Here is a 24642-nt window from a genome sequence, read left to right on the forward strand (position 1 = left end):
GTTACTTTCCCGATCCCTCTTGCCGAGGCCGCAAGCTGGGACATGGATGCAATCTATAAAAGCGCACGCATAGCTGCGACTGAGGCTGCAGCTTCCGGAATTCACTGGACATTTGCCCCTATGGTCGATATAGCCCGCGACCCGAGATGGGGAAGAGTTATGGAAGGAGCAGGCGAAGACCCCTTCTTAGGCTCTCTGATTGCTAAGACACGCGTGAAGGCTTTCCAGGGAAACGGCCTTGGAAACCTCGATGCCGTTATGGCCTGCGCAAAGCATTTTGCAGCCTACGGCGCTGCAATAGGCGGCCGGGACTATAACAGCGTGGATATGAGCCTGCGCACACTGCACGAAGTCTACCTTCCCCCTTTTAAGGCCGCTCTGGATGCCGGAGCCGCTACTTTTATGAATTCATTTAATGACCTTAACGGCATTCCTGCTACTGCTAACAGCTACCTTGAGAGGGATGTCTTAAAAGGCATGTGGAATTTCCAGGGATTTGTTGTAAGTGACTGGGGCTCAATTGGCGAAATGATTAACCACGGCTTTGTAAAGGATAGCTATGAGGCCTCACTGGCGGCAATTACTGCCGGAAACGACATGGATATGGAAAGCCGGAGCTATATTGCTAACCTGGCTCAGCTTGTTAAGGACGGCAAAGTGAAAGTAGAACTCATTGATGCTGCGGTAAGAAGAATACTAAGAAAGAAATTTGAAATGGGGCTTTTTGACGATCCTTTCAGGTACTCTAATGAAGAACGCGAGAAAAATACTCTCAACCGCCCCGAGTTTATTGAGGCCTCAAGAGATGTAGCCCGCAAGAGCATGGTCCTCCTTAAAAACGAAAACCAATTACTGCCTCTTTCAAAGGACCTGAAATCAATTGCAGTTATCGGCCCCCTTGCAAAATCTGAAAAGGATATGCAGGGATTTTGGTCAATTAACTGGGGAAAAGAGGACAGGCTCATTTCCCCGTTCGAGGGACTAAAGAATCAGGCAGGAAATACAAAACTGTTCTATGCTGAAGGCTGCGGAATTGAAGATACTTCAAAGGCAGGTTTTAAGGAGGCTGTGGAACTTGCAAAGAAAGTTGACCTCGTTATAATGGTTGTGGGCGAAAGATATGATATGAGCGGGGAAGCCAAAAGCCGCTCAAATATTCATATTCCAGGCGTTCAGGAAGACCTGATTAAAGCCGTTCAGGCCTCTGGAAAGCCCGTCGTTGTCTTAATCATGGCCGGGCGCCCGCTTGTATTTAACTGGACTGCAGAGAATGTGCCGGCAATTCTTTACACCTGGTGGCCGGGCAGCCAGGCCGGTAACGCTATTGCCGACGTCCTTTACGGCAATTATAACCCATCAGGAAAACTGCCAATGACATTCCCGAGATCCGAAGGACAGATACCTGTTTATTACAATTATCTGAATACCGGAAGGCCTGCTCCCGAGGATGATTCACCAGCCATATACCGCTCGGGCTATATTGATATGGTTAAAAGCCCCAAATTCCCGTTCGGATACGGCTTAAGCTATACAACATTCAAATATGATAACATGAAATTAAGCTCGAATAAGATGAATAATGACGGATCTCTTGAGGTCTCCTGTACAATTAGCAATACAGGCAAATATGCAGGCGAAGAGGTCGTTCAGCTTTACCTGAGGGACCTGGTTTCAAGTCCCGTACGCCCTGTTAAAGAGCTAAAAGATTTCAGGAAAATAATGCTTAAGCCTGGTGAATCAAAAACAGTGAGCTTTCCAATCGACAAAGAAAAGCTCTCTTTCTTTAACAATAATCTTGAATGGATCACTCAGCCCGGAAAGTTTGATGTAATGATAGGATCTTCTTCAACCGACATCAGGTTAAAAGATTCCTTCGACCTCCTTTAACTGAAATTCTCCAGAAGGGCAGGAACTATTCCTGCCCTTTTTCTGCCATTTGGACCTCGGACTTCGGACTTCCTTTATCTTTTCCCCGAAATTATGTATGTTAGAAATATAGATTAATCATTATTTTTATAATGTATTCTCCCCGCAAAAACATACTCAGCCTGCTCATCGCACTCATTTATGTTACGATTCAGCAGGTTAATGCCGTAAACAACGTCTATACGATGTACATACCGTTAGGCGATAAGGCACGGGCAGTTCTGAACAAACATGCGGGGGATTCTACACCCAAAATCCGCTGGGCCGTTCCTTCACACATCGCTCAGAATAATGTTAAGTATTCCAGCGTATCAGCACACATAATAGCTTCGTTTTTTCCTGAAGAGATAAGTGAGTATATAACACTTAACTGCGACAGCTATAAATTCTTTCACAACTCGGCAGAACACATTCTGCTCAAAGGCCGCGCCCCTCCTTTATCCTGAATTTTACCCGTTTACAGCATGAAGAATTCATCCACAATGAAAAAGTCATGCATAATTGACCGTTAAAGCGGGAAAAGTGCGTTTTTTGCAGCCGCATGCATGGCATTGCTCTTTGCTGAATTATTGCCCTGCACACGGCATGCTTTAACTATTCGGGCATTTTAATAAATTCAAATGGCCCGGCACTTTCCTTATACGTTAAACTTAAATTCAGGAGTAACTGATAATGAAAGCAGAAAAGCTTGCAGCCGAAAAACCGGCTGAAATTAAAAAAGATAATGCCGCACCTGCCAGGCAGACCACTAAACAGGATAATAACCAGACTTCTGCTGCTCCTGCGGCCGCAGAAAAAAGAAAACTCCCATGGGAACTCGTATTCCTGTTTGTTGTAATGGGACTTACAATGATAATAATTGCTCTTAAAGCATTTTCCGTCATATAATTCCTTAATTCAGTAAACGCGCGGATACTCCCCCTCATCCGCTAACTTGCATCCCCCGCCTCTCCAAATAGAGCGGGGGATTGCTTTACCCGCCCCCTCTTCCTTCCTTCCGTCGACTTCGAACTTTTCCTTCCGTCGGACGTCGGACCTCGGACGTCGGACCTTTCTTCCCGTCGAACGTCGAACGTTGAACGTCGAACCTTTCTTCCCGTCGGACCTTGGACGTCGGACGTCGGACCTTCTTTTTTCCTTTGTTTGCACCATAGATTACTGTATATTGTAAAGGCTTTATAAATAATTACTGCCGCCATTTTTTTGCGGCATGTCCAAATACAATAATCTCTGTTTTGTGCACCATAAGCACAAATCTGAACCCGCTTGACTTATCATTATCATCCGGCAAGTCTTTAGAATTTGTTTTTAAGACATATTATTTAATTAACTGCTAAAGGATTTGAAGTTCATATTTATTTTAATATATTGAAATAAAGACTGACTTTTCAGCCTTTCACTGGCATTATCAATTGAGCTCCCGATAATTAGATTATTAGCATTCAATGCTCTTCTCTTTATCTTGCCTCATTTTATCTGATTTTCCGCCAGTGCCGGGAAGACAAATATTTCTCTCAAATCAGCAAAATATTTTCGCCCCCGTTTCGTTTAATTTATTTTTTCCAACCTAATTTCAGGAGTGATGAGGATGAATATCTTTGTAGGAAATCTTTCAAAAGATGTAACTGACCGCGATCTCGAACAGGCATTCGGTGCTTACGGTCACGTAAAAAGTGTTAAAATTATAAGGGATATGTTTTCAGGTGAATCCAAGGGATTCGGGTTCGTTGAAATGTCTGATACTGCAAGCGCACAGAAGGCAATGAACGAACTTAATACTACAGATCTGAAGGGCAAAAAAATTGCCGTTAATGAGGCCCGCCCAAGAACCGATGACAGACGCGGCGGCGGCGGACAAAGAGGCGGCGGCGGCGGAAATAGAAGAAATTCCGGCGGCGGCGGCTTCGGAAACAGACGCTACTAAGATTTTGCTCCTGAAGAGATGGCATCCTTTTAGATACCATCTCTTCAAAATTATTCCGTCAGCTATTCAACATGACCTACTTCTTTCATTACTTCTGCCGGTGAATTATAGCTTTTATCCGGTATCTGCTGAAGTATGCTTAATACATCATCTGTATACTGTCCCTTTTAACATAAAAAACATTCCTTCCGCTGTTCAATGTATTATTAATTCCATCTGTTAAAATATCGAGTCTCCGGCGGATTCAAAATTCAGGGCTCTTTCTGGACAAAATGGAACATTTTCATTTTCCAAATTGTGAAACAGTTTAATACGTCCGAAACGTCGAACCCGGCTTCAGGCGGTTGCATTTATTTATACTTTTTGCTAAACTTATATTCCTCTTACCAGAAGAGAATAAATCCTATAAGTTACTGCATTATTTAATTTCGTATAATATTTATAGATGAATAAACTTAAAATTGAAATCCTGCTCGTGGAAGATAATCCCGGTGATGTTACGCTGATTAAGGAAATCCTGCTCGAAGATTCTCCGCAAATTAACCTTAACGTAATTATGAATGGCGAGGAGGCCCTGAACTATCTGTTCCGCAAGGAAAACTATGAGGATGCTGCAGTACCCGAACTTGTTATTCTGGATCTTAACCTTCCCAAAAAATCTGGCAAGGAAATTCTTGAGGAAATTAAAGACGACCCCGTACTCGGAAGCATCCCCATAATAATATTTTCCAGCGCAGATATCGACGAGAATATTTTTACCAACCAGAAGTATAACATAAAATACTACCTGGTAAAACCTATCGCCCTCGAGGATTATATCAGTTCAGTGGAATTTATAAAAAAATACCTCTCCGGCCTCCCCCGCAAACAATAACCAAAAGTATATTATATTTCTTTCCGTCGGACGTCGGACGTCGGACGTTGGACCTTCCAAAAATTATTTCCCCCACACTATTGCTATTTAATTTCTCTTGTGTATATTATACAAAATCTGAAACAAAGCTGATTATTCCGGTACCGCTCAGTTGGTAATTAATGTTATTTGAAACAGTAAATTAAACCACTTTATTGAGTATGATTGTACGCCTTGTAATAGTTGGGTTGTTTTATGCAATGACTTTCGCACTCGACCTGTATACCAATGCGGGCCTCATTGAGTGGCTGCTCTACTATATCCCCCTTATTTATGCTTTCAGGAAATTATCTGACAAGTTTACTGTTTCACTTGGCGTTGTTTCTACAGTTTTAATCGGAGCCGGACTGATTTTACAGCAAATGCACGGCGATTATTCTCAGGCCCTCATTAACAGGATTCTTGGAATCTCTTTACTCTGGATAACAATCTTCCTTTACCTCAAATACAGAAAGTCAGTTGAAAAACTTAACCTCTCTACAGCACAGCTCTTCCAGCAGGCGAAAATTTTAAGCGAACAGGCAGAGGACCTTGACCGTGAACGCCACCGCCTTAAATACGCTTTGAGGGAAGCCGCCGAATCCAAAGAATTTTACCGCGCTATAGGCGAAACTATCCCGTACGGCGTCTGGGCGGCTGACTCAGAGGGCAATGTCAACTACTTCAGCCAGCAGATGCTCGACCTCCTGGGCCTTACAATGGATGAGGCAAAGGGCAGGGGATGGATGAAAGCTATCCCGAAAGAAGAATCCCATCACATACTCGAAACCTGGATTAAAAGCGTTAAAACCGGGGCTATGTGGGACCAGGAAGTTAAGGTAACCGGCAAAAACGGCGCTGTCCATACCATCCTTGCACGCGGAAAGGGACTGCTGGACTCCGAGGGCAGCGTTACAAAATGGGTAGGCATTAACCTCGATATTACTGAACGCAAACGCATAGAAGAACAGCTCGAATATAACGCAATGCTCCTCGAAAACGTCAACGACGCCATCCTTGCAATGGATGAAAACTATATAGTTAAATCATGGAATAAAGCCGCTGAAAAACTCTATGGCTGGTCACAGCAGGAGGCCCTGGGCCGGAAACTCTCGGACCTGATTACAATGGACCTGTCATATTCTCAGGGATCCCTGCTGAAACGTAAACTCGAAGCAACCGGATTTGTTGAAACAGAAGTGACACAGCTCAGAAGAGACGGATCTTTTATTGAAATCGATTCTGTTGTACGTGCACTCAGGGATAAGAAAGGAAAAATGATCGGCTTTGCCGCCGTAAACCGCGATATAACTGAAAGAAAAAGAGCCGAAGAAGCTATAAGGGAAAAAGACCAGCGCTTCCGCCTGGCGGTGGACCATTTCCCGTTCGTTTTCGGCATCTATGACCCGGAACGCCGCTACCGCTTTATGAATTTTACAGGCATTAGAGCCTCGGGCTATAAATATCACGACTTTATCGGCCGCAAAGATGAAGACCTCTTCCCGAAGGAAGTTACTGATACTTTCCTCCCCGCACTCAAACGCACCATTGAATCCAAACAGATACAGACCGTTGAATGCCAGATGCTCTTCGGCGGTAAAATGGTTGCACAGATCATAACCTATGTGCCTCTTCTAAACAGGAAACGCGAAGTGGTTGAGGTGCTCGGCCTTACAATCGATATAACTACAAGACGTGAAGTTGAGGAGCTGACGAACAGGAAAAAAGAACAGGCCGAAATTATGTCCGATATCTCTGAGGCCCTGGTCCGTATGAGCCTCGACTATGAGGCTGTCCTCGAGGTCACTGTGGAAAAAATCGCGCGCCTGATCGGCGATGCATGTATGCTCCAGCTCATTTCTGAAGAGGATAAGCATATACATCCCGTTACTTTATGGCATCCCGATAAACAGGCTGAGGACTTTATAAGGAAATGCTTTGTTGAAAACAAACAAAAAGTTGGCGAGGGAGTTTCCGGTAAGGTAATTGCTGAGGGCAGGGCAGTCTTATGCCCTGAAGTTACATGGGATACTGTAACATCAACATTCAAGAATGAATACATCGAAGTTTATCAGCGCTTCAAATTCTATAGCCTTATTGATGTTCCTTTGCGCTCCTACGGACGTACAATCGGGGCTGTTGTACTTATCAGGACTAACCCCGGAAAACCTTATACCAACGATGACTTGGAATTTGTGCAGAACATTGCCGATAAGGCGGCTCTTGCTATTGAAAATGCAAGACTTTACCAGGAAAAAATCCATGAAATCGAAGAACGCAAGATAATAGAGGAAAACCTCAAGAATACACTTATCGAACTCAATAACTCAAACCGCGAGCTTGAACAGTTTGCCTATGTTGCCTCGCACGACCTCCAGGAGCCGCTTAGAATGGTTGCTACCTATACGCAGCTCCTTTCAAAGAGATACCAGAACCAGCTCGATAATAAGGCCGACGAGTATATTGGTTATGCCGTCGAAGGCGCAAGAAGAATGCACCAGCTCCTTTTGGACCTGCTGGGCTATTCCGAAGTATCCAAAAAATCCCTCCCGCCAAGGTCTTCCGATCTGAATATTGTGCTCAGATCGGTGCTTGATGATATGAAATACCTTGTAAACTCCTCAGGAGCCGCTGTTAAATTTGCGCACCTCCCGTCTGTCAAATGCTACCAGGATCAGATAAGACAGCTTTTCTTTAACTTAATTGAGAACGCAATTAAATTCAGCGGCGGCAAAAAACCTCAGATACACATAACTTGCGAGGAAAAAGAACGCGAATGGATCTTCTCTGTCAGGGATAACGGCATCGGCATAAGCTCCGAATACCACGAGCGAATATTTGTTATCTTCCAGCGCCTGCACCAGAGAAGTGAATACCCCGGCAACGGCATTGGCCTGGCTCTGTGTAAAAAAATAGTCGAAAGACATTCAGGCAGAATTTGGGTCGAATCAAGAGCAGGACAGGGGGCTTCCTTCTTCTTTACAATCCCCAAAGAGGACAAAGAAATCCCCCCCGTAGATCTGCCTTTGAAAAGCAGAATTTCGGAATTCAGTAATTAGCACCTGAAATGTCTTAACAGGAATAAGCCCCCTCACGGCAGAATTTATTCTGAACCGTTACCGGTATAGGTCTTTCTGAAATCCCTGTTGTTTTTCTGATAATGATGATGCCTGTGCCTTAACAAAAGATGATGATTGTGCAAGATGAGATTCGACTTAAACATCATCAGTCCTGCATACGACATTGCAGTAACGAGCAGGACAAGCAATACAAAAGATAAGATGATCAAATGGTCCTGCATAACTAACCCCCATATTTTTTCTTTATCCCGCATCCCCCGCAGCTGGAAATACCTTTGAACGCAGGTAATCGCTGTAGAAACCGGGATGTTTTTCTCTGATATGCTCTGCCAGTTGATCAAGCGTGTTATGAATCAGACTGAATGCCTCGTCGTAATTCCGGTCGATCTCTTTCTTCCAGTCCGTATTCTCATATACTCCCGTACCGCTTAATCCCGTGGCATAAGAAAAATGATCTATCGTCTCATGAAAATCTACAAGACTGTACGGTTCAATGCCCAAAAAAGAAAGTGTATCGGCATAAACGCCCGAATACTCCTTAATCAGTAAAACGTATCTGAATAGTTCCTCGTCAGTCATCTCCTTTAACGATTGCTCTCTGACTGAAGCCGTACTTACCAGTTCGGAATTCTCGGCCATTACACCATAATTTTTAAGAGCGCCGGCAACTTTAACCAGGTGCCGTATCAGCTTGTTCTTTGCTTCAATATACTTCTGTGTTATCCTTGCAGTATAGTCGTTGAGCTTCCTGCTGGCGTTAGATATATCGGGGTGCGCGCCTGTAATCTCTCTGTGCGAATCTAATGTAATGCAGATCGACCTCAGGATCCCAAGCTCAGGCAGCCTTTGATGCAGCTCAGTTATTTCTTTGTTTTTCTGACCTGTACCTCTACTGCCCGATGTTGTATCCTGCTCCGGATAGCCCAGATTAAAATCCCTTTCCATTCACTTACCCTTTCTAAATATTCTCTATCCTGATTCTTCCCGTATCCTGATTCCTCCCGTCGGACGTCGGACCTTGGACGTCGGACCTTGAACCTTCCTTCGCCTTATTTGTACGTATTTTTTCCCTTATAGTCAAGACATTTTGTGAAGTACCATGCGTAATACGTGAAAAATATCACAACATACAGGCCTGATATCACGAAAAAGCTTAATTTTGGAAGTTTAACTTTGTTTTATATTGATGCATATTATAATTACTGCCTGCCGCAGGCTTCACTACGTCTATCATGCTATGATGCGTCAAATATGTTTAATAACCGGAGGGGCTGCTGCAATGAGGAAAAAAGCCAAAAAACAGAGAGCTCAGGAAACCCGCCAGATCAGGAAACTGAAACAGGAAAAGAAAAAACTGCTCCTTGAGGAAGTCCCCGGCTTCAAACCGGAATACTGCACGATGCTCGTTGAACATTGCAGCCTTGGCTACAGCTTCCGGTCATTTGCTGCCGGGATAAATGTCCTGCCTGAACTCCTGGAGGAATGGACAGAAAAGTGCCCTGAATTCAAAAAGGCCAGAACTCTTGCCGCCTTTAATCAGAAAGTCTTCTGGGAAAAGAAGGCGGTTGAGGCCTGCAGCGAAAAATTCTCCATCGGCCTCTTCCGCTATATTACAGGCAGTATAGATGAAAACCCTGAAGTTCCCGGCTTTATTGTGATCCTGCCCGAAGAAGAGGAAGACTCGGAGGATAAGGGAGTGCCTCAATAATGGACCCCGAAATTCTCTGGAAACCCCAGACTACACAGTACCGCATGCTGGAATCATCGGCAGATGAAATACTGTTCGGTGGCGCTAAAGGAGGCGGTAAATCTGAAGCCCTCCTTTTCGGCGCCCTCCGCTACGTTAACCATAATGGCTATAAAGCACTTATACTTAGAAGAACTTACCCCCGCTTAAAAGAACTCATCGGCCGCTCCATGTGCTTCAGGCAGCTTTCGGCCCAATATAATAAACAGGGGAAGACCTGGACATTCCCCGGTGGCGGTACCATCAGGTTCGGACACTGCCAGAACCCGGGTGACGAACTTAATTACCAGGGGCACCAGTACCACTATATCGGATTCGACCAGGTGGAGGAGTTTACCGAAGAGATGTTCCTCGTCATCTCGGCATGCGGCAGAAAAACTGACGACATACCGGTCAGGATCAGGGCAACGGCTAACCCCGGCGGAGTTGGAAGAATTTGGGTTAGAAAAAGATGGATTAAAGACAAACTCCCTAATGTTAAATATTATACAGAAGGAATTGTCGACGGAAAACCACTTAAGCTTTCAAGCATGTTTATCCCTTCCAGCGTCTACGATAACAAAATTCTCCTCGAACATAACCCCCAGTATGTCCTCTTCCTCCAGAACCTCCCGGAAAAACTGCGCCGCATGTACCTCGAAGGCGATTTTGATGCAGGCGACGATTCCGATCAGCTGATCCCCTATAAACATATCGAAAAAGCCCGCGTTAAACCCTCTCTCGAACTGCCTTTCCCTGATTCTATCTTCCTTGGCGTCGACGTTGCACGCTTCGGCGACGATAAGACCGAATTCGCCGCAATTGAAAACGGCAGGCTCGTTAGCATTGAAGAGTTTGAAAAGAAAGATATCGCTGAAGTGGCTGCGCTCCTGATGAATAAAATTAAATCCTGCAGAATTAACCCCGAAAACGTCGGCATCGACACAGTTGGCCTCGGTGCCGGGGTATACGATATCCTCAGGTCGCAGGGAATAAGATTGACTGAAATTGTCTCCGGCTCAAAACCCCTCGAAATAAAAGGAGACCCTTTCAGCTACAGGAATCTAAGGTCACAAATGCTTTGGCATTTCAGGGAACGGCTCAGAACAGGCGAGGTTAAAATTGCCATCGATGACGACCTCTTTGAAGAGGAGGCAATATCCCTCAGATACCAGATATCCAACGAAAAAGTAATTGCAGTAGAAAGCAAGGAGGAAGCAAAAAGAAGACTTGGACGCAGCACTAACCGCCTCGATGCCGCCGTTTATGCAGATTTTGTCCGCGTAATTAATAAACGTAATGTGCCTCACCTGTTCTGACCCTTACGAAAGGAAAAATACAGTAATGGCCCGATTGGGGAACATTATTCATTTGTCCCTTGACGCCAATATCCCCAAAAATTACTTTGCACCTGAAAAAAATAATTTTTTTTGAGAAAATTTTCCGAAAACACTCCTCGTCACCATATATATATGTATGGAAATGGAAAATTATCCCGGTTTCAGTCATATTTCAGCCCGGGATGCCGGTTTCTGGAAAAAATTAATAATATCCATAAATTAGCAGTGATTAAAATGAAACTTGAAGAAAAAATATCCCGCGGCAATACTGCTTTCATTCACAGTATGGACTTTAACAGCAAAGAGAAACAGTTAACACTGAAACTGGTAAAAAATCCCCGGTCCCTGAAGAGGCCGGATAGAACAATTACATTCAGCAACATTAGCCGCTTCCAAATAGATGGGGAATCAAAAAGATCCGTGGATCAGATTAGGGGAATTAATGAATACACAAAAGACCATATGGTTAAATATGTATTCCTGACCGAACAATGGACTTTCATGTTCTGGACCGATAAGGAACCCTCGTTTTCCGATCTGCCTTAATTTTCTAATTCAATTTACCGTTACAGAAAACTTCGGAGCACAAAATGAAATTTACTGTCCTGATCTCTTTAGTTTTGTTCACATTTAGCACTTTACTACTGGCCCAGAAAGCTCCCGGGAGCTTCAAACTTACCGGAACTGTAACGGATGAATCCTCTGGCAAAGGCCTCTTGTCGGCAACTGTCTCCGTCCTTTCAAGAAACGGCAGCAAGACCATTGCCGGCTCAACTTCAGATGAAAAAGGTAATTTTACGGTCGAGAATATTCCTCAAAATAATGTCCGCGTAAGGCTGTCCATGCTGGGCTACCAGACAGTTGTAATAGATTCGGTAGACTTAGAGCAGTCTTCCCGCCTTGGCCTCGTAAAACTTAAGTCTTCGGCTATCGTTATGCCCGAGGTCGTAATTAAATCGTTAAAGCCTATGATTGAATTCCAGGCCGACCGCCAGGTCCTGAATATAGACCGCCTGCCCGGAAGCTCCGGCACAGTTACAGACGCACTTAAGAATTCCGGCATCGTGGAAGTTGACCCGCAGTCAAACAAGATTACTGTTCACGGCCAGAATGTGAAGATCCAGATGGATGGACACGAATACCCCATGCCTGATGATATGCTGGCGCAGCTTCCGGCTTCAATGATCGAGCAGGCCGAGGTAATTCTGGCTCCCGGCGCAAAGGAAAGTGCTGAGGGCGGGACATACATCCTTAACCTTGTTTCAAAGAAAAATACATTCGATAACTATAGCGGATCTGTAAGCCTTCGTACCGGAACAGACAAAGGTACCGGCGGGGGACTCAACCTTAATTATAAAAAAGATAACCTTAACATTTTCGCTCAGGGCTTCGGCAGCTATTATGAGTATCGCGGCAGTAGTGAATCCCAAAGTATCAGATACGCCAGTAAATCCCTCTATAACCAGACAACAACAGGAAATAGTAATGGCACAGGCGGATTCGGCTACGCAAAACTGGGATTTGATTACGACTTTAATGAAAAAAACACAATGACCCTTTACGGCACCTATAATTTAAGCGGCAATTCTTCAAAAAACTTTTCGGATAATGGAGTCAGAAACTATTTAGGCCAGTACCAGTACGGATACAATAGGGAAGGCTCTAATAATGGGGACTACAACTACTTGTCCATCTACGGCTTCTATAAAAAGAAATTCGAAACTAAGGGGCATGAAATTACTTTTGATCTCTTGTACACATCAATTGATAACCCCTCGGAAAACAAAATGAAGCTGGACTACAGCAACAAGCCCGGAATGCCTGAGATGCAGAACAGTAATACCGGTGTTAATGCTAAAACAATGATATTTAAGAGTGACTACACTCTTCCTTTTACCTCCGGCAGGCTGGAAGCCGGCTATGGCTTTACATACAGAAACAGGGAAAACGACTACGACGTGCTCAACTTTTCTTACATTTTTAACGGCTGGAGAGACAGCCTTGGACTCAGCAACACGTTCAGGTATAAGGAACGTATTAATGCACTCTATACATCGCTTTCTTATAAGATCGGCAAATTCGACTTAAAAGGCGGCCTGAGAGCTGAAAACCTTAATACCGAGGGACACCAGATTACAATGAATACCAACTTCTCGGAAAATTTCCTGAACTTTTTCCCCAATTTCAACGTATTGTACAAATTCAACGACTTGTTTAATCTGGGCTTTAATACTTTCAGAAGGGTAACTTACCCCCAGATTTATTACATAAATCCATTCAGGCAGTATACGGGACCTAATTCTTACTTTGCAGGAAACCCGAAGCTCCACCCTTATTACGTTAATTCTTATGCAGTTAACCTTTCACAGTATATTAATGTGTTCTATGTCCATTCCACCGGATACTATACAAATGCCATCGCAACAGAAAACGACAGCGTCATGATTTCTAGCTATATTAACCTCAACAGCGGCAAAACATTCGGAGTTGACCTTACTCTGCCTTATTATAACAGCCCGATGATGCCTTTTCATCTGCCCGATTTTATTACCATGCTGAACCTTCAGTTCCACTTTCTCTCCAAAAAGCAGATCGGACAGTATATAAAGGAAGATCTATCCATGACCGAGAATTCATACAATTTGAATGCAAACCTTGGGCTCAAGTTGTGGTATGACGTCGATTTTAATTGCTACATGTATTACAAACCTAAAACAAAAACCCGTATAGCTTATTCAGGCGAGGACAAATATTTCTACATCTATCTAAGCAAAACCTTCATGGATAGAAAACTGAGACTGAATGTTTCATTCTCAGATCCGTTCCAATGGCAGAAAAGCAGGGGCGAATCCTTTGGTGAGGGGTATTATTCCCGCTGGTCATATCTGTCCAAAACCAGCAGGAGCGTTTCCCTCGGAATAACGTACATGTTTAATGACTATAAGGACCGCCGCGACCGCAACCTTGACGACGGCCGCGACGGAGGCGGCGGTAGCTCCAAATAATAAGAACCTTTTCGCAGCATAAATCAATCTAACCACCCCGGGGCAGGCCCAACATACCTGCCCCTTTTTTTTTCAGACTACAGACCTTTCTTTCCGTCGGACGTCGGACGTTGAACGTCGGACCTTGAACCTTGAACCTTTCACTTTTCCTTCTTACTTTTTACTTATACCAGCTATTTACCGGAAAATTTGAAACATGAAAATTGTACATATTTCTGACCTCCATTACGGAATTTCAGAACAGCATAATAAATCCGTCGAAAGGAAAATCCGCGATATTGCCTCCCATCATCCTTCGCACCTGATTATTACCGGCGACATTACAAATACAGGCAGGGAAAAGGAGTATAAGGGAATCGCTGAAATCCTCAGGCATTACGGCTTCTACGACGCCTCTAAGCTTACTGTCGTTCCGGGTAACCACGACCTCTATATGCAGTTCTTCGCTCACTTCAAAACACCTGAAAGCCTATATAGGAAGTTCGCGGGCATAAGAAAATACCTGGGACTTATGGTAAACTACCGGCTTAAAAAGTATAGGAAAGACCTGAACCATTTTAAGTCTTATTTCCTGCCTTCTTTTGAAGGGGTGATTACTTCCAAAGGCAGCCTTTGCGGCTTTCCATTCATTAAAATCCTGGATGAAAAAACGGCAGTTATAGGACTGGATTCAAACCAGCTCCCCGGCATTGCCCGCAACCCCGCATGCTCTAACGGAGTGTGCGATATGCAGGACTACCGCGCGCTCGACCTCCTGCTTTCTGAACACCCCCTTAAAGGCAAATGCAAAATTGCCGCAATGCATAACTACCTCTACAGCTACGAGCAGGTGGTTAAAATGTCCAGCAAAATCTTTGCACGCTTTATGGCTACACGAAAGGTTGACCGTTATATTGAGCTCTTTGAAAAGCACCACGTCAATATCGTCCTGCACGGACACTACCATTTCAACGACGAGTACTACGTGGGTAATAATAATAAAATTAAAGTACTCAATGGCGGAGGCAGCCGCTGGGGCAAGTGGCATGAGATCGATACATGCGATTCTGAGGTCTGAAATCCCATTCCGCTTTTTATGCTTGCCTTTTTGGTAATTGCAAATTATCTTTTCTTTTACACAAACGGACTGAATAAATGAATTTTGGCAAAAAGTCTTCCGTCACTTTCAGCATCATTCTTTTTTCTATTGTGTTTTTTGTCGATATAAACACTGCACTTGGCTGGACCGTATGGGTCTTTTATATAATCCCGCTTTTTGTACTTGCCCAGCCCTCAATGCCAAGATTATATATCTATTCGGCTACTGTAATCAATATGATTCTGACCTATACAGCCATTTTTCTTGCCCCTGCAGGCATAACAGTCGCAAATGCACTGTTTAACAGAACCTCATATATCCTAATAACTTGGGTTGTCGCCTACTTTCAGCTCCAGAAAAGAAACGCATTTATTGAAGTTACAAAGGGCAGGGAACGATTCCGGCAGATGGCCGATTCGCTGCCGCAGATGGTTTGGTCAACCGGCCCCGGGGGAAATACCGACTACGTTAATCAGCGCTTTAAGGACTATACAGGACTTCCGGAAGAGGAATGCTTCGGCAGAAAATGGGCCCTGATCGTGCATCCTGCCGACCGTCAGTTGGCAGAAGACGCCTGGGTGAAAGCCCTTAAACAGGGAAGTGTCTTTGAAGCAGCCTACCGCCTCCACAGATGGGATGGTGAATACCGCTGGCACCTCAATATCGGTATGGCTTATAAAGACTACAGGGGAAATGTAACAAAATGGTTTGGAAGCTCAACTGATATTCATGAGCGCATCATGGCCGAGGAACAGCTGAAATTAAATGAGGATAAACTCGTTAGAATCCTTGAGGACCTCAAGCGTTCGAACAGGGACCTTGAGCAGTTCGCCTATATCGCTTCACACGACCTGCAGGAACCGGTAAGAATGGTCTACAGCTTTACACAGCTCCTCGTGCGCGATTTCAGGGAAAGACTGGACGTGAAGGGATCTCAATATATCGATTTTATCTTTGAAGGCGCCTCCCGCATGCGCATGCTTATTAATGACCTGCTGGAATATGCCAGGCTGACTAACAACGACCGGCCTTTTTCTGCAATCGACTGCCAAGAGGCCCTCGAAGGCGCAATTAAAAACCTGCAGGTGAGCATCGAGGAATCGGGTGCCGTAATAACCCACGACACACTGCCTGTTATTACCGGCGACGGGGTCCAGATTATGCAGCTTTTCCAGAACCTCCTCAGTAACTCAATCAAATTCCGGGGCGAAAATATTCCCGAAATCCATATATGCGCCGATAACAGGAAAGACGACTGGCTGTTTAATGTCAAAGATAACGGTATCGGAATGGACCCTTCCTTCAGCGATAAGATATTTGTAATATTTCAGCGCCTGCACGGTAGGGAAAAATACCCCGGCACAGGTATCGGCCTTTCTATCTGCAAAAAAATCGTTGAACGACATCAGGGCAGGATCTGGGTTGAATCAAAACCCAACGAGGGGGCTACTTTTTATTTTTCTATCCCCAAAAAAATTGAGGAGTTTGAACCTTACTGAACCTAAAAGACCTCAGACATAAAGGCGGACCTGCCCTTTGGTCCGCCTCTATGGAGGATCGTATGTTATTTTGGACTATACCGTGAAAACTTATTCTTCCTCATCTTCTTCTTCAAGTTCCATCATTGCCTTAACCTGATCCTGATTTTCAAGGTCGCGGGCATAAATGTACTCGTCATAAAACTCTTCATATTCCTCTGTAAGCTGCTCAACGAACTTATCCATCTGTGTCATAATACTATCGGCATTATTGAACAGATCGTTCATAAACATAACCGTGCTGCTGTCTATAAGGCTCGAGATCTTTTTGGCAAGCGTGTTTCTGAATGCATCTGTCTGAGCAGAAAGATCAGCAAGGGTTCGGTTATTAAGACCCGGTATTCTAGCCATTGCCATGTATTTCTCGGCCAGCAGATATGTGCCTTCAGCTTTTTTGATCAGTTCACTGTCCAGCATGCGTACCAGGTGACTTTGTGTAAAACGTGTTTTTTCTCTGAGTTCAAGATTGTTGGTCTGTCTGGCGTAATTGAACAGTGATGATATAACCGGCACAAGAGCGGTAATCAGGTTATCCTTTGCCCTGGCATTTAGAATCGTCTTGTCCAGAATCTCGGAAGACAGAGCCTTTTCAGTACGCCTGATCTCATCCATGGCCTTGCGGAGCTTAGTAATAGTTGAATTAAAGGATCTTACCGTTGATGTGATATCCTTGTTTTCTGCCAGAAGAGTCAGGACAGATTCGTACATGCCCAGTTTTTTCTTTTCTACATCGTTCATTTAGACATCCCTCGTTTAATAATTAAAAAATTTATTATGTTATAAAACATTGGTTTTCTTTCTTGTCACTTGACATCAACTGTTTGAATCGCATTTATAACATAACATATACGATGTAGGAAAAATATAGGATATAATCTGAATTTTATGAAGGACTTATACTATTTGTTTTGTAGTAATTTAGACTACTTAGGAAAGAGGTAGGCGCTGAATAGCCACGAGCTTTAGCTTGTGGAAAACGGGCAAAAAAATTTGGGCTTTAGCCCCCGATTCTCCGGGGGATAATATTTACAACATAAAATCAAATTTCATCATCGGCACCACAAGCCATTTCGATGTGCTGTTCTGCAATCCGCTTACCGTACGCAATATGCCGGCACCAAGAACCACCCTGTGTATACCCGTCAGCTTAATATAAATCCCCGGCGCCAGACTCAGGTAACTGTTTGAAGCCTCACCGCGCGCATCTGTGGTTATATGATGTGTAAAGAGATCTACAGACAAATCATCAGCTTTATTGTAAGGCTCTGAAGGCTCAAAATCCAGAAGCTGCTGGTTGAAATAACCGAGACTCAGGAAAAAATTTAAGGGAAACGTTTTGTATTCTGAATTGACAGTCAGATTGAGATAAAAATTTATATTGCTGTTCACATCAACGTCATGCAGGAGATAAGTAGTCTGACTCTCCACCTCATTATTTGGAATCGTGCGCCTTACAAGAAGAGAATAAGCGTCATAACTGTACTGCTGCAGGCTCGCTCCAAAGTCCAAACGGGCTCCAATACCATCCTTAAAGCTGAAGGCAGTTAATCCAATGCTCCCGCCATAAAGATTTGTGGAAGCGGCAGTTGAATACGAAAACCCCAGAAGCAAAGATATGCTTTTGCCTAATGGCAGGTCGGCATCCACGCCGGCATAGAAATCGGGCAGGTTCCATCTCAGATTATGAAGGCTTTTGCTGCCCGGCCCCTCATCCCAGTTCCAGTCCTCAAATGGCTTATCGTCATTCTGAAAAAAATCAGACGGGGATACTTCACTTGTAGTGCTCATTTTAGCATGGATGCGGTTTTTACTGCCGCCAAAAAACTTTGCCGAAAGTGTCACTGTTGAATCAGGTCTTGCTCCGGTCATGACAATCGGAGGCTGATATACAGGTCCGCTTACCTCTGCTCTTTGAAGAAAAACCTTATCCTCAACCGTCCCGCACCCGGCGTATAGAAATAGCAGTGCAAAAAGAGTACAGGAAACTATAAATCTCTTCGTAAAACCTCCATTAATAAGCAGCTTAAAAATGTAACATTTCCAAATAATTTCCAAATCCTCCCCCTCAAACCCTTCTTCCCGTCGAACGTTTTTCCCGTCGAACGTCGAACGTTGAACGTCGAACGTTTTTCCCGTCGAACGTTGAACTTTCTTCCCGTCGGACGTCGGACCTTTAGCCCTTCCCCTTTACCTTTTCCTCTCCAGTTCTTATTTTAAACATAACTGGTTTAATGGAGTTTTCTTTTGAAATACGCTTTAATTGTTTTCCTGGGCGGCGGAATAGGCGCTGTTACCCGCTACTGGCTCTCAGGTTTCATATACCGCCTTACAGGCGCAAATTTTCCGTACGGGACGCTCGTTGTTAACGTTTTAGGATGCCTTCTGATAGGTTTTCTTATGACATTCTTTGAAGAAAGATTTATTATTACTCCGGCTCTAAGATTATTACTTACAATAGGTTTCTTAGGAGGCCTGACAACATATTCCACCTTCAGCTATGAAACCATTGCGCTTCTTGAAGAGGGGAATATTCTTTACGGACTTGGAAACGTTTTAGTAACAACCGTTGCGTGCCTTACATCCACTTTCGCTGGCGCTGCAATCGGCAAACTTTTATAATTACCGTCGAACGTCGAACGTTGAACGTTGAACGTCGAACGTCGAACTTTTTTGGGAGCGCAGCGACATGAAGCTTTCCGGCGAAGCAAAACTGCTAAGGATTTTCTGCGGAGAATCCGATAAGGCAGGCAGCGTAATGCTCTATGAGGCATTGATGATGAAAGCACGCGAAGCGGGACTTTCTGGCTGCACAGTCCTGCGCGGAATTGCGGGCTTCGGCGCCGCAAGCCGCATACATACGGCTAAAATTCTCAGGCTTTCAGAAGACCTTCCGCTCGTGCTCGAATTTGTGGATACACCCGAAAAAATTGATGAATTTATCCAGACAGCCTGCAGGATGATTGAAGACGCCCGCTGCGGCGCCCTCATGACCGAAGAAAAAGTCAACATCATCAAATACACCCACGGCAAAGAATAATTATTTGTTTTAATATGACTAGCCACGACTGACTAGCCACGACTGACTAGCCACGACTGACTAGCCACGACCTGACTAGCCACGACTGACTAGCCACGACCTTCAGGTCGTGGGAACGGTAAAAAGAATATTTGGGCTTTAGCCCCAGATCCTGCTGAAATGATTTACCATCACGAATTAAACACCAGCGTAAAGACCGTGCACTCATCCGGCGATGAATATACCCTTATCGTCCCGTTGTGCTGACGCATTATCTGCCGCGCTAAACTTAACCCAATGCCCGAGCCGCTTTCCTTAGTCGTAAAGAACGGAATGAATATCTTGTCCTGCACGTCTTCTAAAATCCCGCTCCCGTTATCTTTTACATGAACCAGTATCTGCCCGCTTTCTCCCATAACAGCCCTGAGCTCAATTTCAGGATCCTTTGCTTCCTTTACGGCTTCAATTGAATTTATTATTAAGTTCAGTAAAACCTGCTCAATCAGCTTCTCATCTATCGTCAGCTCCAGGCTTTCTGGCTCTACGGATGACTTGAACATAACATTGCCCGCGGCAAGCATTGCTTCCAGGAGCTTTTCAATCTGAAGAAACAGCCTGTCAATTCGCGTAATAGAATAATCAGGCATCGGAATTCTTGTCAGCTTCCTGTAATTATTAACAAATTCAATCAGCCCTTCGCTCCTTTTGTGAATTGTATGCACACCGGTTTTAATGTCTTCCACTATTTCCTCGTCCTGCGCTTCACTAGTCAAAAGACCCTCTATGGTTTGAGATAGGGAGGAGATCGGTGTGATTGAATTCATGATTTCATGCGTAAGCACGCTTATCAGCTTCTGCCAGGCTTCCATTTCCTGCTCTTCAAGCTCTCTTTGTATGTTCTGTATGGAAACGAGCTTGTACATCCTGTCCTGCCTTTTGAACTCAGTGGCGTGCAGAAGAAGCTGGATGAGCTCATTGTTATCAGCAAATTTCACCAGTACCTTTTCACCCGTCCTTATTGTCTGCAGCTTTTCCAGTACGGCATGGCTGCCATTTTGAAGCGAGTTTATGTTGATAAGACTGTTTACCCTGAGCAGCTTCTTGGCTGCGCTATTTATCAGCTCTACTTTTCCGTCCTTCTGGTATGATATGAGCCCAAGACCTATGTGCTGAATTATCGTCTGAAGGAATCTGGCATGTTCTTCCTTTTCATTTCTTATCTTTCTGAATTCTCCAAGCACTTCATTAAAGGCTTCTTCAAGATCCCTGAAGCTTCCCTTCATGCCGCTTTGAGGAATTGAACTCGTAAAGTCGGCGTACTTAACCGACATGAGAAAACGGCTTAATCTTACGTTTGTCTGATCCATATACCGGAAAATCGAAAGCACCTGATAAATAACACCCAGTACAGCCCCCAGAGTAACTGGAACGCTTACAGGAAGAGCTTCGGCAAAAATGAAAAGCGTAAGTGTAAGTAAAACAATCCTTAAAGTCAGATTAATCCTGAAGTCCTTTATGAAAGCTGAATATTTATGCTTTTTCATCTTACAACCCGTACTTGTCAATTCTTCTGTAAAGAGATGTCCTGGTCAGTCCAAGCTCCTTTGCCGCAAGAGATATATTCCCGTTGTGCTTTATAAGTATCTTCTTAATTGTCATCTTCTCCATTTCATCCAGCGTTGCGCTTTCAGCCGCCTCATCTGACTGCGTCTCCTTTGAATTAAAAAAGAAGTCCGATGGGACAATTATTTCCGATTCGCACATAATTGCGGCTCTTTCAACTGCATGCTGAAGCTCCCGTACGTTTCCGGGCCAGATGTAGTTGTCAAACATCCTGAAGACCGTTTTGTCAAAACACAGCTCTGGCTTGTGATACTTCCTGCCATAGATTGAAAGGAAATACTCGGAAAGAAGGGGAATATCCTCCTTCCTTTCCCTTAGTGGGGGAACGTGAATCTCAACCGTGTTTATGCGGTATAAAAGATCCTGCCTGAACTTCTTCTCCTCAGCCATTTCATAGACCGGCATGTTTGTAGCACAAATGAGCCTTATGTCCACGGGCTTGTATTTCCCGGAGCCTACCTTTGCCACCTGGCGGCTTTGAAGCACCGTTAAAAGCTTTGCCTGAAGCTCGGGCGGAATGTTCCCGATCTCATCCAGAAACAGTGTACCCCCCGAGGCAATTTCAAATCGCCCCGGCTTATCCTCAAAAGCATTTGTAAAGGCTCCTTTTACGTGTCCGAAGAGTTCGCTTTCAAAAAGCGTTGGTGCAATGGAACCCAGGTCAACACTCACAAATGCCTCCTGGCTCCTTAATGAATTGTTGTGTATCGCCCGGGCTACAAGCTCCTTTCCCGTGCCATTTTCACCGAGTATCAGCACGTCAGCCTCAGTCTTTGCAACCTTAAGTATTGCTGAAAATACCTTTTCCATTGCAGGGGAGATACCTACAAGATCATTTAATGGTTTGTTTGAGTCGCGCCTGAGCTGCACCTGCTGCTCTTTTAGCTTCTCAAGCTCAAGCCTCGACTGCCGGAGCTTCATAGCGGATAGATAAGTAGCCAGAAACTTTTCATTCTGCCACGGCTTCAGAATAAAATCTGTCGCCCCTTCTTTTATCGCCCTTACAGCCTTTTCAACATCCCCGTAGGCGGTAATGAGTATCACCACTGCCGAAGGCTCTGCTTTCATGATTTCCTTAAGCCAGTAAAACCCTTCCTGCCCCCCGGTGGTATCCTTCGAGAAATTCATATCAAGGAAAATTACGTCGTATGAGTCGTCTCTGAGATAGTTTGGCAATAGCGCAGGGTTCTTTTCTGTACTAATATAAGAGGCGTAAGGCTTTAAGAGCATCCGTGCGGCAAGGAGTACGTCCTCGTCGTCGTCAACAATCAGTACTCTGGAGTTTTTCTTTTCCATGGTCTTCCTGGTGTCCGTTTTCGTACAGCAATCTAACAAAAACGTACATTAATGTCTAAATGATTAACTCAAAAACTTGAAAAATCAGCTTTTTCCTGAATTATACCTTAATATCCTGCAAATAATATTCCGGCACGGTAATTGGCTCATAAATGAAAAACATTTAACTTTTATGATGGATAGAAAACTCGAAAAAAAGCCTTATTATAAAAAGAAAACCTTCTGGGCTTTCTCTTCAGGAATTGCTCTGTTCCTGGCTTTTATTATTTTTATTCTGTCCGATACAGAAACCACACTGAACGTTGAGAAGGATAAAATTACAATTTCCACCGTCGCTGAACATGAATTTGAGGAGTTTATCCCCATTACCGGCACCACACTCCCAAGAACCACGTTCTACCTCGATGCAATTCTCGGAGGCTCTGTGGAAAAAATATTTGTTGAGGAAGGGGCTTATCTCCATCCGGGCGACAAGATTCTTAAACTTTCCAATTCAAACCTCCAGCTTAGCACGCTTCAGCAGGAAACAGGCACTTTCCAGCAGATAAATGAAGCCCGGAATACCCGCCTTAGAATCGAGCAGAACAGCACTCAGCTCCAGGCGGCTCTTGTTTCGGCAAACTTTAATCTTAATATTTCACGTCAGAAATATAAACGTGAAAAAATAATGTGGGATAAAAAACTTACCTCGGAGCAGGAGTTTGAAAATGTAAGGGAAAGCTACCTGCGCGACCTTGCCGAGCAGAAGCTTGCCTACCAGAACTTTCAGCAGGATTCGGTCCTAAGACGCACTCAGATATCCCAGATAGATGAGTCCATACGCCGCCTTCAGATGAACCTTGAACTTATTAGGGAAAATATTGATAAGCTTACGCTTCGTGCACCTATTGGCGGACAGCTTACGTTCCTGGATGCTGAAATAGGCCAGTCAAAATCCCCCGGCAACCAGCTGGGACAGATAGACGCCCTGGACGGCTTTAAGGTTTCGGCTGACATCGATGAATATTATATTGCAAGGGTAACTACCGGACTTGAGGCTTCCACTGAAATTGACGGAAAGAACTATAAACTTTCGGTAATTAAGGTGTTCCCCGGGGTAAAGGACGGAAAATTCCAGGTGCACCTCGATTTTTCGGGAATCATTCCCCCGGGGTTAAGGCGCGGACAGACGCTTCAGATTAAACTCAAGCTGAGTGAAAGAACCAGGGCACTCCTTCTGCCGCGCGGGGGATTCTATCAGAAATCAGGCGGCCAGTGGGTCTATGCACTCTCCCGTGGCGGAAAATCAGCCGTCAGGAAAAATGTCAGCCTCGGAAGACAAAATCCCGAATACTATGAGGTCATAAACGGACTTAAACCGGGCGACAGGGTAATTACCTCATCTTATGAAAATTTCGGCGACGTGGAAAAACTAATTATAAAAAACTAATACCTTTGAATTCAACTAATTAGAGGATAAACAGCCATGATCAAAACCAATAACCTGAAGAAAATCTTTACCACCGAAGAGGTGGAAACTACTGCCCTGAACAGCGTTAATATCGAAATCAGGGAAAAGGAATTTGTAGCCATTATGGGCCCTTCGGGCTGCGGCAAATCAACTCTCCTTAACATACTGGGACTTCTGGATAACCCGACTGACGGGCACTATAACTTTATGGGGCAGGAGGTCTCAAAGTATTCTGAACGCCAGAGGGCGCGCCTCAGGAAAGCCAATATAGGCTTCGTATTCCAGAGCTTTAACCTCATTGACGAGCTGACAGTATATGAAAACGTAGAGCTCCCGCTTCTTTATATGGGGATCTCTTCTTCCAAAAGAAAAGAAATGGTAAATGAAGTGCTTGAAAGAACCCGCATGATGCACAGAAAAGACCACTTCCCGCAGCAGCTCTCGGGAGGCCAGCAGCAGAGAGTCGCAGTCTCAAGAGCCGTAGTTGCAAAACCTAAACTCATTCTGGCCGATGAACCTACAGGTAACCTAGATTCTGCAAACGGGGAAGAGGTAATGAATATTTTAACAAAGCTTAATGAGGAAGGTACCACAATTGCTATGGTAACCCACTCGCCTCACGATTCGGAGTACGCGCAAAGGATAATCCACCTTTTCGACGGTCACGTTGTAACGGAAAACTATAAAGAGAAATTCCACGTATAATGACTTTTTTCTTCACCTGAACTCTCAAAAGCGGCGGGTTCAA

At 44.4% G+C, this 24642-nt stretch carries 23 protein-coding genes; 16 read left to right on the forward strand and 7 right to left on the reverse strand.

What is annotated here, in order from left to right; all coding sequences use genetic code 11:
- From bglX to HF312_18450, 4 genes are all read left to right on the forward strand, one after another.
- Positions 1–1887: beta-glucosidase BglX (bglX, locus tag HF312_18435; GenBank protein ID MCU7522200.1), on the forward strand; the 1887-nt coding region annotated here is incomplete at its 5' end.
- Between the two features lie 131 nt (positions 1888–2018).
- The gene (locus tag HF312_18440) at positions 2019–2372 is read left to right on the forward strand and encodes a hypothetical protein (GenBank protein MCU7522201.1); all 354 of its coding nucleotides are present in this window, start codon (positions 2019–2021) and stop codon (positions 2370–2372) included.
- A 226-nt stretch (positions 2373–2598) separates the two neighbouring features.
- Positions 2599–2814, forward strand: a complete 216-nt coding sequence (locus tag HF312_18445) for a hypothetical protein (GenBank protein ID MCU7522202.1) — start codon at positions 2599–2601, stop codon at positions 2812–2814.
- Positions 2815–3514: 700 nt separating this feature from the next.
- Complete coding sequence (locus tag HF312_18450; protein MCU7522203.1) at positions 3515–3850, forward strand: RNA-binding protein; 336 nt, start codon at positions 3515–3517, stop codon at positions 3848–3850.
- 62 nt (positions 3851–3912) lie between these two features.
- Here HF312_18450 and HF312_18455 read toward each other — a convergent pair whose 3' ends face one another.
- On the reverse strand, positions 3913–3987 hold the full coding sequence (locus tag HF312_18455; GenBank protein ID MCU7522204.1) for a hypothetical protein: 75 nt from the start codon (positions 3985–3987) through the stop codon (positions 3913–3915).
- 308 nt (positions 3988–4295) lie between these two features.
- On the opposite strand from HF312_18455, the gene HF312_18460 reads away from it, so the two are divergent.
- Both HF312_18460 and HF312_18465 read left to right on the forward strand, forming a co-directional pair.
- On the forward strand, positions 4296–4724 hold the full coding sequence (locus tag HF312_18460; GenBank protein ID MCU7522205.1) for a response regulator: 429 nt from the start codon (positions 4296–4298) through the stop codon (positions 4722–4724).
- A 200-nt stretch (positions 4725–4924) separates the two neighbouring features.
- A complete protein-coding gene (locus tag HF312_18465; GenBank protein MCU7522206.1) occupies positions 4925–7801 on the forward strand; it encodes a PAS domain S-box protein in 2877 nt (958 codons plus the stop codon).
- Between the two features lie 44 nt (positions 7802–7845).
- Here HF312_18465 and HF312_18470 read toward each other — a convergent pair whose 3' ends face one another.
- Positions 7846–8043, reverse strand: coding sequence for a hypothetical protein (locus HF312_18470; protein MCU7522207.1), 198 nt, complete (start codon positions 8041–8043; stop codon positions 7846–7848).
- A 22-nt stretch (positions 8044–8065) separates the two neighbouring features.
- Entirely contained in the window at positions 8066–8767 is a 702-nt protein-coding gene (locus tag HF312_18475; protein MCU7522208.1) for a hypothetical protein, read from the reverse strand.
- 334 nt (positions 8768–9101) lie between these two features.
- On the opposite strand from HF312_18475, the gene HF312_18480 reads away from it, so the two are divergent.
- The 6 genes from HF312_18480 (at position 9102) to HF312_18505 (ending at position 16470) form a co-directional block, all read left to right on the forward strand.
- A complete protein-coding gene (locus HF312_18480; protein ID MCU7522209.1) occupies positions 9102–9530 on the forward strand; it encodes a hypothetical protein in 429 nt (142 codons plus the stop codon).
- Positions 9530–10867, forward strand: coding sequence for a hypothetical protein (locus HF312_18485; GenBank protein ID MCU7522210.1), 1338 nt, complete (start codon positions 9530–9532; stop codon positions 10865–10867). The genes HF312_18480 and HF312_18485 overlap by 1 nt, the downstream gene beginning before the upstream one ends.
- 255 nt (positions 10868–11122) lie before the next feature.
- On the forward strand, positions 11123–11434 hold the full coding sequence (locus tag HF312_18490) for a hypothetical protein (GenBank protein MCU7522211.1): 312 nt from the start codon (positions 11123–11125) through the stop codon (positions 11432–11434).
- A gap of 44 nt (positions 11435–11478) precedes the next feature.
- Positions 11479–13893 carry a TonB-dependent receptor gene (locus HF312_18495; protein MCU7522212.1) on the forward strand — a complete coding sequence of 805 codons (2415 nt, stop codon included), beginning with the start codon at positions 11479–11481 and terminating at the stop codon, positions 13891–13893.
- 196 nt (positions 13894–14089) lie between these two features.
- Positions 14090–14950 (forward strand): metallophosphoesterase, encoded by an 861-nt coding sequence (locus HF312_18500; GenBank protein MCU7522213.1) that lies wholly within the window; start codon positions 14090–14092, stop codon positions 14948–14950.
- 77 nt (positions 14951–15027) lie between these two features.
- A complete protein-coding gene (locus HF312_18505) occupies positions 15028–16470 on the forward strand; it encodes a PAS domain-containing protein (GenBank protein ID MCU7522214.1) in 1443 nt (480 codons plus the stop codon).
- Between the two features lie 90 nt (positions 16471–16560).
- Here the strand turns inward: HF312_18505 and HF312_18510 are convergent, their stop codons facing one another.
- Together HF312_18510 and HF312_18515 are read right to left on the reverse strand one after the other, a co-directional pair.
- Positions 16561–17247, reverse strand: a complete 687-nt coding sequence (locus HF312_18510; GenBank protein ID MCU7522215.1) for a hypothetical protein — start codon at positions 17245–17247, stop codon at positions 16561–16563.
- Between the two features lie 288 nt (positions 17248–17535).
- The gene (locus HF312_18515; protein MCU7522216.1) at positions 17536–18564 is read right to left on the reverse strand and encodes a hypothetical protein; all 1029 of its coding nucleotides are present in this window, start codon (positions 18562–18564) and stop codon (positions 17536–17538) included.
- A 189-nt stretch (positions 18565–18753) separates the two neighbouring features.
- Between HF312_18515 and crcB the strand changes: the two genes are divergently transcribed.
- Both crcB and HF312_18525 read left to right on the forward strand, forming a co-directional pair.
- Positions 18754–19128 (forward strand): fluoride efflux transporter CrcB, encoded by a 375-nt coding sequence (gene crcB / locus HF312_18520; protein ID MCU7522217.1) that lies wholly within the window; start codon positions 18754–18756, stop codon positions 19126–19128.
- 67 nt (positions 19129–19195) lie between these two features.
- A complete protein-coding gene (locus tag HF312_18525; GenBank protein MCU7522218.1) occupies positions 19196–19546 on the forward strand; it encodes a DUF190 domain-containing protein in 351 nt (116 codons plus the stop codon).
- Positions 19547–19716: 170 nt separating this feature from the next.
- On the opposite strand, the gene HF312_18530 is transcribed toward HF312_18525, so the two are convergent.
- Together HF312_18530 and HF312_18535 are read right to left on the reverse strand one after the other, a co-directional pair.
- Positions 19717–21069, reverse strand: coding sequence for a GHKL domain-containing protein (locus tag HF312_18530; GenBank protein ID MCU7522219.1), 1353 nt, complete (start codon positions 21067–21069; stop codon positions 19717–19719).
- A 1-nt stretch (position 21070) separates the two neighbouring features.
- Positions 21071–22444 (reverse strand): sigma-54-dependent Fis family transcriptional regulator, encoded by a 1374-nt coding sequence (locus tag HF312_18535; GenBank protein MCU7522220.1) that lies wholly within the window; start codon positions 22442–22444, stop codon positions 21071–21073.
- Between the two features lie 172 nt (positions 22445–22616).
- Here HF312_18535 and HF312_18540 point away from each other — a divergent pair, with 172 nt between their 5' ends.
- Both HF312_18540 and HF312_18545 read left to right on the forward strand, forming a co-directional pair.
- The gene (locus tag HF312_18540; GenBank protein MCU7522221.1) at positions 22617–23873 is read left to right on the forward strand and encodes an HlyD family efflux transporter periplasmic adaptor subunit; all 1257 of its coding nucleotides are present in this window, start codon (positions 22617–22619) and stop codon (positions 23871–23873) included.
- Between the two features lie 36 nt (positions 23874–23909).
- The gene (locus HF312_18545; protein ID MCU7522222.1) at positions 23910–24599 is read left to right on the forward strand and encodes an ABC transporter ATP-binding protein; all 690 of its coding nucleotides are present in this window, start codon (positions 23910–23912) and stop codon (positions 24597–24599) included.
- Positions 24600–24642 lie beyond the last annotated feature (43 nt).

The organism is Ignavibacteria bacterium (assembly GCA_025612375.1).
Taxonomy (GTDB): Bacteria; Bacteroidota; Ignavibacteria; order Ignavibacteriales; family SURF-24; genus JAAXKN01.